The sequence below is a fragment of the Pseudoalteromonas sp. NZS127_1 genome (genome assembly GCF_015864295.1).
GTDB classification, from domain to species: domain Bacteria; phylum Pseudomonadota; class Gammaproteobacteria; order Enterobacterales; family Alteromonadaceae; genus Pseudoalteromonas; species Pseudoalteromonas arctica.
On record NZ_JADYXO010000001.1, the window covers coordinates 39153 to 53392 of the forward strand.

General features: G+C 39.2%; 11 protein-coding genes. 5 read left to right on the top strand and 6 right to left on the bottom strand.

Annotated elements, in window-relative coordinates:
* The first annotated feature begins 18 nt into the window (after nucleotides 1-18).
* Nucleotides 19-612, top strand: coding sequence for a DUF2238 domain-containing protein (locus I6F50_RS00155; RefSeq protein ID WP_197174988.1), 594 nt, complete (start codon nucleotides 19-21; stop codon nucleotides 610-612).
* A gap of 81 nt (nucleotides 613-693) precedes the next feature.
* Here I6F50_RS00155 and I6F50_RS00160 read toward each other — a convergent pair whose 3' ends face one another.
* The 3 genes from I6F50_RS00160 to I6F50_RS00170 form a co-directional block, all read right to left on the bottom strand.
* Nucleotides 694-2019 carry an APC family permease gene (locus tag I6F50_RS00160; protein WP_269435046.1) on the bottom strand — a complete coding sequence of 442 codons (1326 nt, stop codon included), beginning with the start codon at nucleotides 2017-2019 and terminating at the stop codon, nucleotides 694-696.
* Nucleotides 2020-2134: 115 nt separating this feature from the next.
* Nucleotides 2135-2530, bottom strand: a complete 396-nt coding sequence (locus I6F50_RS00165) for a DUF3465 domain-containing protein (protein WP_166421669.1) — start codon at nucleotides 2528-2530, stop codon at nucleotides 2135-2137.
* Between the two features lie 384 nt (nucleotides 2531-2914).
* On the bottom strand, nucleotides 2915-3094 hold the full coding sequence (locus tag I6F50_RS00170) for a DUF6435 family protein (RefSeq protein ID WP_166421668.1): 180 nt from the start codon (nucleotides 3092-3094) through the stop codon (nucleotides 2915-2917).
* A gap of 219 nt (nucleotides 3095-3313) precedes the next feature.
* Here I6F50_RS00170 and I6F50_RS00175 point away from each other — a divergent pair, with 219 nt between their 5' ends.
* The 3 genes from I6F50_RS00175 to I6F50_RS00185 all read left to right on the top strand — a co-directional run bounded on the left by I6F50_RS00175 (nucleotide 3314) and on the right by I6F50_RS00185 (nucleotide 6608).
* Nucleotides 3314-4357, top strand: coding sequence for a flavin reductase family protein (locus tag I6F50_RS00175; protein ID WP_197174990.1), 1044 nt, complete (start codon nucleotides 3314-3316; stop codon nucleotides 4355-4357).
* Entirely contained in the window at nucleotides 4354-5406 is a 1053-nt protein-coding gene (locus I6F50_RS00180; RefSeq protein ID WP_197174991.1) for an acyl-CoA desaturase, read from the top strand. Before I6F50_RS00175 ends, I6F50_RS00180 begins: the two co-directional genes overlap by 4 nt.
* 143 nt (nucleotides 5407-5549) lie before the next feature.
* On the top strand, nucleotides 5550-6608 hold the full coding sequence (locus I6F50_RS00185; protein WP_269435047.1) for a branched-chain amino acid aminotransferase: 1059 nt from the start codon (nucleotides 5550-5552) through the stop codon (nucleotides 6606-6608).
* An 80-nt stretch (nucleotides 6609-6688) separates the two neighbouring features.
* Here the strand turns inward: I6F50_RS00185 and I6F50_RS00190 are convergent, their stop codons facing one another.
* Both I6F50_RS00190 and I6F50_RS00195 read right to left on the bottom strand, forming a co-directional pair.
* Entirely contained in the window at nucleotides 6689-9271 is a 2583-nt protein-coding gene (locus I6F50_RS00190) for a TonB-dependent siderophore receptor (protein WP_197174992.1), read from the bottom strand.
* Nucleotides 9272-9940: 669 nt separating this feature from the next.
* Complete coding sequence (locus I6F50_RS00195) at nucleotides 9941-10255, bottom strand: DUF962 domain-containing protein (protein ID WP_165741976.1); 315 nt, start codon at nucleotides 10253-10255, stop codon at nucleotides 9941-9943.
* A 164-nt stretch (nucleotides 10256-10419) separates the two neighbouring features.
* Between I6F50_RS00195 and I6F50_RS00200 the strand changes: the two genes are divergently transcribed.
* Complete coding sequence (locus I6F50_RS00200; RefSeq protein WP_197174993.1) at nucleotides 10420-12576, top strand: prolyl oligopeptidase family protein; 2157 nt, start codon at nucleotides 10420-10422, stop codon at nucleotides 12574-12576.
* A gap of 136 nt (nucleotides 12577-12712) precedes the next feature.
* Here I6F50_RS00200 and I6F50_RS00205 read toward each other — a convergent pair whose 3' ends face one another.
* Nucleotides 12713-14005 (bottom strand): anti-phage deoxyguanosine triphosphatase, encoded by a 1293-nt coding sequence (locus tag I6F50_RS00205; protein WP_197174994.1) that lies wholly within the window; start codon nucleotides 14003-14005, stop codon nucleotides 12713-12715.
* Between the last annotated feature and the right edge of the window lie 235 nt (nucleotides 14006-14240).

The window sequence follows — 14240 nt, forward strand, 5'->3', positions numbered from 1 at the left end:
TTTAGAAAAGGATTCTAAATGAAGTATTTATGGCTGAGCCTATTTTTTATTGTATTAATTTGGTCTGGTATCAACCCAAAAGATCAATTTACATGGCTGCTTGAAGTTATTCCCGCAATTATTGGTTTAGTGCTGCTAGCAAGCACTTATAGCCACTTTAAACTTACCCCTATTTTATACACCTTTATTTTAGCGCATTGTATTGTGCTGATGATTGGCGGGCATTACACCTACGCCGAAGTCCCATTGTTTGATAACCTATTTGGTAGCGAGCGTAATAACTACGACAAAGTAGGGCACTTTTTTCAAGGGTTTGTACCTGCACTACTAGCACGCGAAATTTTACTGCGCAAAAAAGTAGTAAATGGTCGAGGCTGGTTAATCACCTTTGTTATTTCGGTATGTTTAGCATTTAGCGCATTTTACGAATTAATAGAGTGGTGGGTTGCAGTACTAAGCGGCGAAGACGCAGAAGCATTTTTAGGCACGCAAGGTTACGTGTGGGATACCCAATCAGATATGGGACTGGCGTTATTTGGGGCTATTTGCTCGTTATTGCTGCTTTCAAAAGTACACGACAAACAGCTAAAAAACGTTAAAGATTATTTATAAAAACGCTTATAGAAACATCTATACAAATATTGATTAAAACTTGAGATAGGTGTGCTTTATGTGCTCCAGGGCGTGTTGTTTTTATTTTTTGATCTGAGACGCAGTTTGCTGTTGTATTACTCTATTCGTGTATAAACGCATAATAACTTCGAATATAAATGCGATAAAGAAAATTGAAAGAATGTAATAAACAATATGAGGCATTGCTTTAGATGAATACGCAATGGCAAAAAGTGCTGCGCCAAAAGAGCCGACAACAGCCGCAATAACACAGGATATTTTCGCTTTAGTTTCTTTAACTTTAAATAAGTGACCGGTGTGAGTAAAACCTTGGATCAATAATACAGAGATAGCCGCTATACTGGCAATTTGACTTAAATCTAATAATAAAATCATTGGCACAATAAGAATTGCTGAGATTAATAACCCTTCTGTATTATTAAAAACATGATATTCATATTGTTTAGGCAAGCTACCTTCCTTTGCTAACGTATAACCAATTTGTGTAACAGCATATAATGTGGCATTGATCGCTGATGCGGTGGCAAGTAAGGCTGTAATGGCTATAATCTTGAATCCCCATTCGCCTAATGCAGGGCGAACAGCTTCAGCTAAAGCATAATCCTTATCTTGCAGAATAGTTGCCAATGATAAATTACCAAACACAGCAACAGAAACAGCTATATAAAGAACAGTAACAAGTAAAATTGCAATAACCATGGCTTTTAGCATAGTTTTTTCTGGGCTTTGCATATCTTCAACACTATTGGTAATTACGCTAAACCCTTGAAAGGCAAAAAATGTTAAACCTAAGGCATAAAAAACATTTAAAGTATCGGGTGCATGAGTTAACGATAATCGTGCGGGTTGAATGTAAAACAATGCTAATACGGTAAAAATAATTAAAGCGAATAGTTTAATAACCACAATAAGGTTTTCAGCTTTTGCGACAATTGATGCACCAATAAAATTTACGATAACGAAAAAAGACAACACACTAACTGAAAAAATATTAATGAATAAATGAGTATCCTCTTTTGGAAAGTAGGTCGCGGCATAGGTTCCAAAAGATTTGCATACAGCAGCTATTGCTACTAATTGAGCAAAATAAAAGAGCACCCCAAGAGCACCAGAAAATACGCCTTCGCCGTAACCGTGAATAAGATATTCAACAATCCCACCTCGGCTAGGGTAGCGAACAGCAAGTTTACTTAATGAATAGCCACAAAATAACGCGATAATTGCTGCAATTGCAAAAGACATAGTAACTAAATTTCCCGCAATTACACCCGCTTCTCCAATAACGATAAAAATACCAGCGCCAACCATTGAGCCAATACCCAAAAATATCGCACTCCATAAACCAAATGCTTTCTTTTCTGCTGGTTGCTCTATTTTTTGTATCATTATTACTGCCTTTTTATATAGCTCACTATTAAGAAATAAATCAGATTAGAAAAGCAGTGAGTCTTACTAAACGGAGGAAAGAACATGGCCTCGCCTGAATCGATTTATTATAAAGCTATTGGTATATTTTACCTTTGTGCTTTAACCAACCACCAACATGATATCCATTGGGATCTTTATGAGTCCAATGTACTACGCCCCCCTTTTTATTCCACTCATACTCACCATAAAATTGAACAGTATCACCTTTTGAAAGCAAATTAATTCTTGGCGCAAGATCAATATTATGTGCAATTAAAATAGTAATGCCTGTACTTAATTTAAGAATAAACTTTTGATGACGCGAGCCATTATTATCGTCGTTTAATATACGAATAACGATTCCAGAGCCCTGTACTTGAACGTTACTTTGATGATTTTTGTATGCTTCATTCAGGGATGTAGCATTTGCAAAATTTGACCAGTGTAAAAAAGTAAAACCGAGTAAAATATATATTAATAACTTACGCATACACTAAACCCTCCTTAGTTCTATAATGCCACTAAAGCGACTAAAATATTTGAAGTACAAACAGCATACAGATAAAAATATCCATTTTTAATGGAGGTTATCTGTAGAGGCTTCCAATATATTCATAACAGCTTATTAAATCCAACGTTAAGGCGTTATACCCCCCCAAACGGCTTAGATTACCTTGTTCAATAATTCCACTTAAAAACATTATTGTAAATAGGTATTTATACGAGTGATAAAATAAGTTTTTTGTTGTTTTACTTGAGGATAATTAGAAAGTACTAAAGACGTCCTGAAAGAGGGAGAGGGAGTTTGTGATTTAATTTTCTAAACGTATCCACCGGCTTTTAAAGCAAGGCGAATACGTTTTGACATATGCATTTATTTAGCTTTTTTAGCCTCAAGAACTTCTATTTCACTCCAAATTTTTTCGGCTTCGGCGCTTAACATGGCGTAACTCTTAATATCGCCTTTACGCTGTGCTTGCATACCTTGTTCTAATTTTGCGTCGTACTCTTTGCGTAATTTTTTTGTTGGATCTGACTTAAATATCGAAAACATGGTGACTCTCTTAATTACTTTAATATATTTACTTAATAATTATACATACGATGCGACGAAGAAAATCGATTCTTAAAAATATAAATTAGTCGGCACCTAAAAATTGAATAATTACTCTATTAGGGTTGAAAACTTAAAATTTGAGCGTACACTTGTGCGCTGAAGTTTGAGCGTACACGTGTAAGTTCAAAATAATTAAGATTTGATAGAGATTTAATCATGATTACTCAAGTATTAAACCAATTTTCAAAATGGTTTTTACACCATCAAAGTTTTGCAGGCTATATAGAGCCAATAATGCAGGTGTTTAAACCTGCATGGCGTGCAGGGCAGTTTAGAGCGCAAGTAGTTAATACAGCTGTGCTTGATGGCGGTTTTTTAAGTGTGCAACTTAAGCCAAGCAAACAATGGCAGGCGCATACATCAGGGCAGCATATAAGTTTAACGCTTGAAATTAATGGGCGATTATTAACACGCGTTTTTACCGTGGCTTCAAGCGCTCAGCAATTTAAAAATACTGGGTTAGTGCGTTTACTAATCAAAACAAATACGCAAGGGCGCTTTACAGGCTTACTTAGTAGCGCATTAAAAGCGGGGTTGTGGTGCAATATTTCTGCGCCAAGCGGCGACTTTGTATTTAAAAACACACATACACCAGCCACTTTTATTGCAGGCGGCTCGGGTATAACACCTATGCTAGCTATGCTTGATGATTACTTAAACCAAACTACGCAAAAAGTGTCGTTGGTGTATTACGCAAAAGCCACTGAGCATCAATGTGTTGATGAGCTGAGTGAGTTTGCGGCGAAATTTGAGCATTTTTCGTTTTTATTATTAACGCGCGAGCAATCAAACGATATAACCAGCAATATTAAGCCGTGGGAAAACCCAGATATTTACTGCTGTGGCCCTGCAGCATTTATGCAAACGGTGAGTGATTTTGCTAAAACGCATAAGCTAAATTACTACCAAGAAGCCTTTGGTTTGGCGCTGCCTAGCTTAAACGACGACAGCCAATTTAATGTAAAAATTAACGCCAGTGCCCATGTTATATCGGGCAACGATGTTTTACTGACTCAGTTTGAAGAAAAAAAGCTCCCCGTTAAACGCGGTTGCGGTATTGGTATTTGCCATCAATGCCAATGTATTAAAAAGTCAGGCGTGGTACGTAATTTAAAAACAGGTGAATTGAGTGACAACGGCGAGCAATTAATCCAACTTTGCGTAAGCCAACCTGTTAGTGATTTGGAGTTACAACTATGAAAAACATTAACTATGACATGCTCGCAAGCGAGCTAGATGCCATTAAAATGGATACCCTTGGCAAAGTTGGCCAACAAGATGCCGACTACATTCGCTCTGTTGTACGCAAACAGCGAGTGTGTGAATGGAGCGGGCGAATTTTGCTAATGCTTGGTTTTATTCAGCCCTTATTGTGGGTTGCAGGTGTATTGTTATTAGCGCTTGCTAAAATTTTGGATAATATGGAAATTGGTCACAATGTAATGCATGGTCAATACGATTGGATGAACGACAAGCAACTTAACTCACAGCATTATGAGTGGGACATAGCGTGCGATGGACAAAGTTGGCACCGCGTTCATAACTTTGAGCACCATACGTATACTAATATTATTGGTAAAGACAGAGACTTTGGTTATGGCTTGTTGCGTTTAAGTGATGATTTTAAGTGGCGTTTTAAAAATGTATGGCAGTTTTTTACGTATATTAATTTAAGTGTGTTATTTCAGTGGGGCGTGTCGTATCACGAGTTGGCTGCAGAGCGTGTTTTTATTGGTAAAAAGAAAGAAAACCGTGAAGGGCTTGTTTCACACTCTACATTAAAGCATCGCTTTTTTAGTAAAGGCGCTCGCCAGTTAATTAAAGATTATGCGATATTTCCGTTACTTGCAGGGCCTTTATTTTTATGGGTATTGGCCGGTAATTTAGTAGCCAACTTAATCCGTAATTTATGGACATCGACCATAATATTTTGTGGTCACTTTACTGAAGAAACGCAAACTTTTAAACAAGAAGACTGCGTAAACGAAACCCAAGGGCAGTGGTATTATCGCCAAGTACTGGGCTCGTCTAATATTAAAGGGCCGCATTGGTTTCATGTTTTAACAGGGCATTTGAGCTGCCAAATAGAGCATCACTTATTTCCTGATATGCCGTCTTCGCGCTATCAAGAAGTAGCGCCTCAAGTACAAGCTGTTTTGAAAAAACACGGTGTTGATTATCATACGGGTGGTTTTTTTAGACAGTACACGTCGGTGTTAAAACGTATTATTAAATATTCGTTTAAATAAACATGTTTTAATTAACGAATGAAAAAATCGGTCTGTGTAACTACACTGACCGATTTTTTTGTTTATAGCACCCAATGCGGTTGATTAGTAAACAGCACTTGCAAAAATTTCTCATAGTTAATTAAAAAAGCCTTACTTTAGCTATGGTTAAATGGCGTGTGATTGTCATACAATGGAGGAAAATAGACCACACAAGAGAGATTAAAATGGCCGCATTTGGTACCGTGTTTATGCCGCAGATGATTCAAGCTCGTTTTTCTGATAATAAATGGAGCGAAAGCTCAATTGTCCCTTCCGATAAACTTGAACTTCATGCTGGTGCGCACGTTCTTCATTATTCAAGTACATGTTTTGAAGGCTTAAAAGCCTTTCGCCATGAAGATGGTTCTGTTTATCTTTTTAGAATGGATGCAAACATTGCACGCATGCAACAAAGCTCAGCGCTATTAAGCTTACCGAGTTTTGACAGCGATATGCTAAAAACGATGATTATCGATATTATGCGTGAATACGCAGATGAAACGCCATTACCGCCGGGCTCTATGTATATTCGCCCAACGCACATTGGTACTGAGGCTGCAATTGGTAAAGCGGCAGCGCCATCAATGAGCTCGCTTTTATACACGTTACTATCGCCAGTAGGTGATTACTTTGCCGGTGGTGCAACTGCACTGCGTGTATTGCTTGAAGAAGATGGTATGCGCTGCGCTCCGCACATGGGTATGGTAAAAAGTGGTGGTAACTACGCCAGTGCTCTAGCACCTATTAGTGCTGCACGTATAAAGTACCAAGCAGATCAAATTTTATTTTGCCCAGGTGGCGACGTACAAGAAACCGGTGCTGCTAACTTTATACTTATTGATGGCAACGAAATTATTACTAAAGCGCTTGATAGCACGTTTTTACACGGTGTAACGCGTAATAGTATTTTAACCATAGCCAAAGATTTAGGTATGACGGTAAGCGAGCGTAACTTTAGCGTTACTGAGCTACTAGAGCGTGCTGCTAAACCAGGTACTGAAGCGGCGCTTTCGGGCACTGCAGCTGTACTAACTGCTGTGGGTACGTTTATTCATAACGATAAAGAATACAAAGTAGGTACTGGCGAGCCAGGCCCAACGACTGCGCGCCTTCGCCAAGCATTGAACGATATTCAATGGGGTAAAAGTGAAGATAAACATGGTTGGTTAACTAAAATTTAGTTTTTAATTTAACCCATTAAAAAAGCCACCTAATTAACTTTAATTAGGTGGCTTTTTACGTGGTTTTACAATTTAGCTTATTAGAACTTCATTTCTATTTTACCGTACACGTAGCGTCCGTTAAATCCATACGGCGAGAAGCTAGAGTAAGCAAATAAACGTGAGAAGGTGGTTACATCGTCAACATTTTCACGGGTTGCATCTGGGTAAACATCAAAAATGTTATTAGCCCCTAAGCTCAGCGATACGGTTTCGCTAAGCGAGTAGGCTACATCTAAGTCGGTTATCCATTTAGGCTTTAGCACTTCGTTACGTTCTGGGATATCTGAAGGGTCTTGAGTTTCGCCGTAACGTGTTGTTCTAAGCGTGGTACGAATATCATCGTTAGTCCACGTTGCGCTTAAGTTGTACTTATTACGTGGTGTGCTTACTTCAAAACGACGCAGTTCGTTACCAGAGAATAAGTTGTCTTGATCGAACCCTGCACCTTGTAGCTGTGCTGGTGGGTCGATGATATTGGTTACTTCATTTTTACCGTAGTTATAACCTAAGTTAAAGGCTAAATCGCCGTAACCATCGGTTGCCACATTATAAGAGGCAACCACATCAACACCACGGGTTTTACTGTCAATTGCGTTTAAGAAGAAACGACCTTGGTTAGCGCCTGTACCTTCAAGAAGTTGCTCAATAGCAGCGCCCGATAAGTTGTTTGATAGCACAATGCGGTCATCAATTAATATTTGGTAGTAATCAACCGATAAGCTGAAATTAAAGTCGGTAGACCATGTAAAACCAACGCCGTAGTTTGTTGCTTCTTCAGCATCAAGACCTGGTGAGCCCAGTGCTTTTGCTACATCGCTGCTTGGTGCGAACGTACCAGTTTCGGTTGGTTCGCCATCAACAAATACGGTGGCTACTGAGGTAAAGTATTGCTGCTGCAAAGAAGGTGCTCTAAAACCAGTAGATACAGAGGCGCGTAGTGCTAGGTCTTCAGTTAATGAATAACGAGTTGCAATTTTACCGTTAAGTGTATCGCCAAAGTCTGAGTAATCTTCATAACGGGCGGCAACCGCTAAATTCCAATCGTCGGTTAGGTAGGTTTCAAGGTCTATATACAAGCTCACGTTGTGGCGGCTATTGTCGCCCTCAGATTCGGGTGTAAACCCCGGGAATACTTGTGCGCCCGCTGCGCCAAATGGGCCATCAATTGGGTCGGTTACTGCGCCTCCTGGGCCAAATGTACCTTGTGCATATGATGCTTCTTCGCCTGCATCTATTTGGTATCCTTCGCGGCGATACTCAGCACCTACAGCTACGTTTACAGAGCTTTCTAAAAAGCTGACGTCTACCTCGCGGCTAAAATCAACGTTTAAAGTAAGTTGATCGTAGGTAAGTGTTCCTGCATCAAAGCTTGTTTGGCTAGTAGGGCCATATGAGGTATTTAAGCTATTTATAACACCAAACTCAAATGCATCTTGACCATATACGGCCGATACATCGTAATTCCATTCACTTACAAAACCTTTAGCGCCAAGTGCCAGTGAAAAGTCATCTATATCTGAGGTAATAACAGGTAAAAAGCCATCAGGGTATACTTCTTCTATATTACGGCTATCGCTTGCACGGCGATAAAACCCGCCGCCTTCGCCTTCACGTTTGCTGTAAGAGCCAAACGAATATAAGTCGACTTCGTTTGTTAACTGGTAACCTGCGTTATAAAACATTGAAAAATCTTCAACATCGCCATTACCAAAGTTATGGTTATATCGATTTACGGTAAGTTCACGTGGGTCAAGCGCGCCATCTACTGATCCGTCATCTATGCGTGCGTAGTTTTCACGTTGGTCGTAGTCTGAGCGGTTAGTTGAATGGCGGTCGCGGTATTCTGTTGAGATGTTTAAAAAGCCATTATCGCCAAGCTCAAAACCCATATTACCTTGCAGCGTTAATGTTTGACCATCGGTTAAAGAGCGATCGCCCCCTTCGGTAAATGCTAAATTACCATCACTGCCTTCAGATACTGATTTTAGCTGTGGTACACCGTCCATTTCGGTTACGTTAGCACCATATATAGCCGCAACTGAACCACCGCTGCTGGCACTTTTAAGTACAATATTAATAACACCAGCTATAGCGTCAGAGCCATATTGCGCTGCTGCACCATCGCGTAATACTTCAATACGGGCAATAGCATTTGCAGGTATCGCATTTAAGTCAACCGATGATGAACCACGACCCGTTGAGCCATTTAAGTTAAGTAATGCGTTGCTGTGGCGGCGCTTACCATTAACAAGCACTAAGGTGTGATCGGGTGCTAAGCCACGAAGCTGAGCGGGACGTACATGGTCGCTGCCATCAGTAAGTGATGCTTGTGGGAAGTTAAAGCTGGGTAATAAACTGCTAAGCAGGGCATTCGTTTCAGTAAAGCCTGAGTTTTTAAGTGCATCTGCACCAATTATATCGATGGGTACTGCGCTGTCTTCTACTGTACGGCCTAATCGGCGAGAGCCAATTACGCTTATTTGTTCGATGTTTTCTTCTGCTTTAGTGTCTTGCTCTGCAGCATTTACGCAGAGCGAACCAAGTAGTGCAGCAGACGCGCTCATTGCGAGTAATATTTGTGGTACCGATTGCTGTAATTTAAATAACGGTTTTCTATTCATGCTGTATTTCCCCATACCCATTGAATTATTTTAGTTTTGAACAAAAAGATTAATACCAACCCGCAATAATACTTAATCATTTTTAGGGGCTAAACGTGCCGTTACCTGCGTTAAAAAATTCTCATTTAGAGCAACTAAATAGCGAATTTTTTGCCTAGCTATCAACACGTTTTTCCATCCTCAAAATAGATCACTTAATTAAGCGGATTGGTATAAACTTTTTTGTTACCTTGAAGATATACTTAATTAACAAAGTCAGTCAATTGAATAACATTCAATTAATTTAGGTGTTTTTATAATTACATTTGATTGTTTTTTATAATGACCATTGTTTTAGTTATATAGCGAAGGTGACTGCTAAGTAATTGATGGGTAATGAATTATATTCAAAAGTTAAATTTAACGTTTAATTAACTGGTAAGATGAGATTGATGGTTTTAACTAATTACGAGAATGAAGGCGTTTCTATTGGGCTGTGACTAGGTGGGTATTAAGTTACAAGTATTACTAAAAAAGAAAAAGATAAAGCCATTCATCAAATGTTAATTAAATTAACATTTTATGGGCGTTTTATATTTTATGTCCTATTTATTAGAACCTATACTTTAAAACATGAAACAATTTTGTTTTTATAAGTAATTAGTATAAAAAAGAGTGCTAAAAATAGTGTTAAAATTTAATTTTTCCAACAAGCATATCTTTAAACATTACCCAATCTCCCCACAAACTGTAAAAAGGGTGTTTAAAAGTAGCTGGGCGGTTTTTTTCAAAAAAGAAATGCCCGACCCACGCAAACCCATATCCAATAACAGGTAATAGCCACAATAGACTGTATTGTTGTTTTATTAATGCCATTGCGATTACAGCAAGAACAAGTGTACTTCCTATAAAATGTAAGCGGCGGCAAATCACATTGCGATGTTCTTTTAAATAATAAGGGTAGAAGGCTTTAAAGCTTTTAAACGTGGGGTTTGTACTTTGCATAGTGTGCTCTTTTATTGTTTTTTATTTTAATGAGGGTTGTGCTATTAAAGCGTAAGTTTACATTTGTTTACAGCGATAAATGGCGCTTAACGCATCTAAATAGACAAAAGGGCTAAAAGTTAATAACTTAGGCGCACTATTAATAAATAAGAATGGAACTCAGGATGTTTAAACACACTCTAGCATGTGCTGTAATTGTAGCGCTTAGCGGCTGTTCAGAGCCAACTAATACGGTAACTCAAGAAGAAGTAAAAGCACCAATGAAGCAAGTTAACGCAGTTATATACCCAGAAACAAAAAAAGGCGATATCGTAGACACCTACTTTGAAGAAGCGGTTAGCGACCCATATCGTTGGCTTGAAGATGATATGAGCGACGAAACTGCCGATTGGGTTAAAACGCAAAACAATTTAACGTTTTCTTATTTAGAACAAATACCTTATCGCGATAAGTTAAAGCAGCGCCTTGAAAAACTAATGAACTACGAAAAAATAGGCGCTCCTTTTACTGAAGGCGATTACACCTATTTTTATAAAAACGATGGCCTGCAAAATCAATATGTTTTGTACCGCAGTAAAGATGGCGGCGACGTTGAAGTATTTTTAGATCCAAACAAGTTTAGTGACGATGGCACGACGTCTATGTCGGGTTTATCGTTTTCAAAAGATGGGTCATTACTCGCGTATCAAATATCTGAAGGTGGTAGCGACTGGCGTAAAATTATAGTGATTGATGCACACACTAAAGAACCTGTTGAAGAAGCGCTTGTTGACGTTAAATTTAGCGGCATAGAGTGGCTAGGTAACGAAGGTTTTTATTATTCAAGTTACGACAAACCTAAAGGCAGTGAGCTTTCGGCTAAAACAGATCAGCATAAAGCGTATTACCATAAGCTAGGTACTGCACAGTCTGCTGATAGTGTTGTATTTGGTGAAACTGATGAGCAAAAACATCGCTATGTAGGCGCTGATGTAACCCATGACGGCCACTACCTACTTATTTCGGCAAGTACGTCTACTTCAGGCAATAAGCTGTTTATAAAAGATCTAACAAAAGAAAACAGTGAGTTTGTAACGGTTGTTGGAAATACTGATTCAGATACATCAGTTATTGATAACGAAGGCAGCAAGCTGTTTTTAGTTACTAACCTCAATGCACCAAACAAAAAAGTAGTGACGGTTGATGCAAGTAACCCAAGCCCTAAAAATTGGGAAGATTTAATTCCTGAAACCAAAAACGTACTAAACCTTACAAAAGGTGGCGATACCTTTTTTGCCAACTACATGGTTGATGCGATTTCGCAGGTAAAACAGTACAACAAAAAAGGTGAGCTAATTCGCGAAATTACATTACCAGGCGTGGGTACTGCACGTGGTTTTGGCGGTAAAAAAGATCAAACAACGCTTTATTATTCGTTCACTAACTACAAAACACCAGGTACTACTTATACGTTTGATGTAGCTACGGGTGAATCGGGTGTTTATCGTAAGTCGGCTATTGATTTTAATAGCGATGATTACACGTCTGAGCAAGTGTTTTACACCTCAAAAGACGGTACTAAAATACCGATGGTAATTACCTATAAAACAGGCATTAAGCTTGATGGTTCAAACCCTACTATTTTATACGGTTACGGTGGTTTTAATATTAGTTTAACGCCAAGCTTTAGCCCCGTTAATGCAGTATGGCTTGAGCAAGGTGGTGTGTACGCCGTTGCTAATATTCGCGGTGGTGGTGAGTACGGTAAAGACTGGCACAATGCCGGCACTAAATTGCAAAAGCAAAATGTGTTTGACGACTTTATTGCGGCTGCTGAGTATTTAAAAGATAAAAAGTACACGTCTAAAAAGCGCTTAGCACTTCGCGGTGGATCTAATGGTGGCTTGTTAGTTGGTGCAGTGATGACGCAGCGCCCAGACTTATTTCAGGTGGCTCTACCTGCTGTAGGCGTACTTGATATGCTACGCTACCATACATTCACTGCGGGCGCTGGTTGGGCATACGACTACGGTACCAGTGAGCAAAGCAAAGAAATGTTTGAATACATTAAAGGTTATTCACCACTTCATAATGTAAAAGCAGGTGTTGAGTATCCAGCTACTATGATCACAACTGGCGATCATGATGACCGCGTTGTCCCTTCACATTCGTTTAAGTTTGCAGCTGAGCTTCAAGCAAAGCAAACGGGTAATAATCCAACGCTTATTCGCATAGAAACAAATGCAGGGCATGGCGCAGGTACTCCAACGAGTAAAACAATTGAGCAGTACGCCGATATATTTGGTTTTACGCTATATAACATGGGCGTAGAGTCGTTATAAAAGCGCTTTAACTAAATAGCTAACTTTAATAGCTGAGCAAAAAGGCCGAGTAAATTTAATTTACTCGGCCTTTTTAATGTTTGTTAGTAGTTAGTAGTTAGTAGTTAGTAGTTAGTAGTTAGTAGTTAGTAGTTAGCTATTGCATAGGTGAAAACAATCGTTGATACGTTTTATAAGCGTACTCGTCGGTCATTCCGCTTAAGTAATCGCAAATTATGCGCATCCCTTGATTTTGTTTTTCGGCTTCTATGTATTGTGCTTGTGTAGTTTCGGGTAATAAACGCAGCGGATCGCTAGCAAACGCGGTAAATAACTCTATTAGTAAGTTTTGACCTTTAAACTCTATTTGCTGCATTTCGGGGTCGCGTATTAAACGTTGAAACACAAAATGCTTAAGTATTTGCAATACACTGTCGTATTGGGCATCTAATTTAGCGGTGTACTTTAAAATAGGGCATTCAAAGTTATCGTTTTGAATATCTAAATGTATATGAATAATAAAGGTATTAACCAGCTCACCTATGGCATCTTTTCGCTCATAATCATTTTTTGAAAACAAGCGCTGGGTCAGCGACTCAAGCATGGTGTTTAACCAGTCAAAGTTTAGTGCTTTTAAATGAGGTAGAGCATGAGTTTGCCAATCGTCTAGCGTAAGTACATGGGTTGCAATGGCATCTTCTAAGTCGTGTACGGCGTATGCTATATCGTCGGCATGTTCCATTATGGCGCTGTCGAGCGATTTATACGTTGTTTTAGCGCGGTACTTATCAATAGCGGCATGTTTACCTAACAATGTTTTATCGTTTTGACTTAGTGGTTCTACTATCCAATTGAATATGGCTGCATCGTCGTTGTACAACCCTTTGGCAGGTCGCCAATCATCTGCTTTTATAAATGCACGACCGGTTGTATCGTTGGGAATGGTATGCCAAAGCGTATTAATAAACGCGGGGTATTTTATAAAACCTAATAAAGTACGACGAGTTAGGTTCATACCGTGCCCGTTACTGTAGGGCTCAAGTTTTGCAACTATGCGCAGTGTTTGTGCGTTACCTTCAAAACCACCGTGATCGCGCATCATGTAATTTAGCGCTATTTCACCACCATGGCCAAAGGGTGGATGGCCAATATCGTGCGCCAAACACAGTGTTTCTAGCAGTCCGGTTGATGGAAAGTGCGTAAAGTCGCTATGTTGCGCTTTTAAGTGGCGCAATATGCCAGTACCAATTTGCGATACTTCTAAAGAGTGGGTAAGGCGAGTGCGATAAAAGTCGTTTAGGCCAATACCCATAATTTGGGTTTTTGCTTGCAAACGCCTAAATGCAGCGGCATGAATAATACGCGAACGATCGACCTGCCACGGCGAGCGATTATCGTTAGGACGATGTTTATATTGCTCTATTATTCGGCTTTGCCATTGTTTATCCATACTGCTTACTCACACATCGTTAATATTATTAAACTTTGCTCAGTATACCCATGGACTTATAAATTGCGAATGAACAAATGCACTACATAGGCTCTGTTTTATCTAAAACCCAAATACACTGCTGAAAATTCAACCGTAAAAGGTCATCAAACCCCAGTTATTCGCGTTTATAAAGTGGCTTAGGTATAATGCACCTTCGTATGCTTGTGTATAAACCATGCATAACTAAGTTTAA

What these genes read in the sequence shown, in the direction of transcription:
- I6F50_RS00195 (WP_165741976.1), bottom strand. Translation starts at nt 10,255, where the DNA reads ATGCAAAGTACAAACCCCACGTTTAAAAGCTTTAAAGCCTTCTACCCT.
- I6F50_RS00160 (WP_269435046.1), bottom strand. Translation starts at nt 2,019, where the DNA reads ATGATACAAAAAATAGAGCAACCAGCAGAAAAGAAAGCATTTGGTTTA.
- I6F50_RS00190 (WP_197174992.1), bottom strand. Translation starts at nt 9,271, where the DNA reads ATGAATAGAAAACCGTTATTTAAATTACAGCAATCGGTACCACAAATA.
- I6F50_RS00200 (WP_197174993.1), top strand. Translation starts at nt 10,420, where the DNA reads ATGTTTAAACACACTCTAGCATGTGCTGTAATTGTAGCGCTTAGCGGC.
- I6F50_RS00155 (WP_197174988.1), top strand. Translation starts at nt 19, where the DNA reads ATGAAGTATTTATGGCTGAGCCTATTTTTTATTGTATTAATTTGGTCT.
- I6F50_RS00180 (WP_197174991.1), top strand. Translation starts at nt 4,354, where the DNA reads ATGAAAAACATTAACTATGACATGCTCGCAAGCGAGCTAGATGCCATT.
- I6F50_RS00170 (WP_166421668.1), bottom strand. Translation starts at nt 3,094, where the DNA reads ATGTTTTCGATATTTAAGTCAGATCCAACAAAAAAATTACGCAAAGAG.
- I6F50_RS00175 (WP_197174990.1), top strand. Translation starts at nt 3,314, where the DNA reads ATGATTACTCAAGTATTAAACCAATTTTCAAAATGGTTTTTACACCAT.
- I6F50_RS00165 (WP_166421669.1), bottom strand. Translation starts at nt 2,530, where the DNA reads ATGCGTAAGTTATTAATATATATTTTACTCGGTTTTACTTTTTTACAC.
- I6F50_RS00205 (WP_197174994.1), bottom strand. Translation starts at nt 14,005, where the DNA reads ATGGATAAACAATGGCAAAGCCGAATAATAGAGCAATATAAACATCGT.
- I6F50_RS00185 (WP_269435047.1), top strand. Translation starts at nt 5,550, where the DNA reads ATGGTTAAATGGCGTGTGATTGTCATACAATGGAGGAAAATAGACCAC.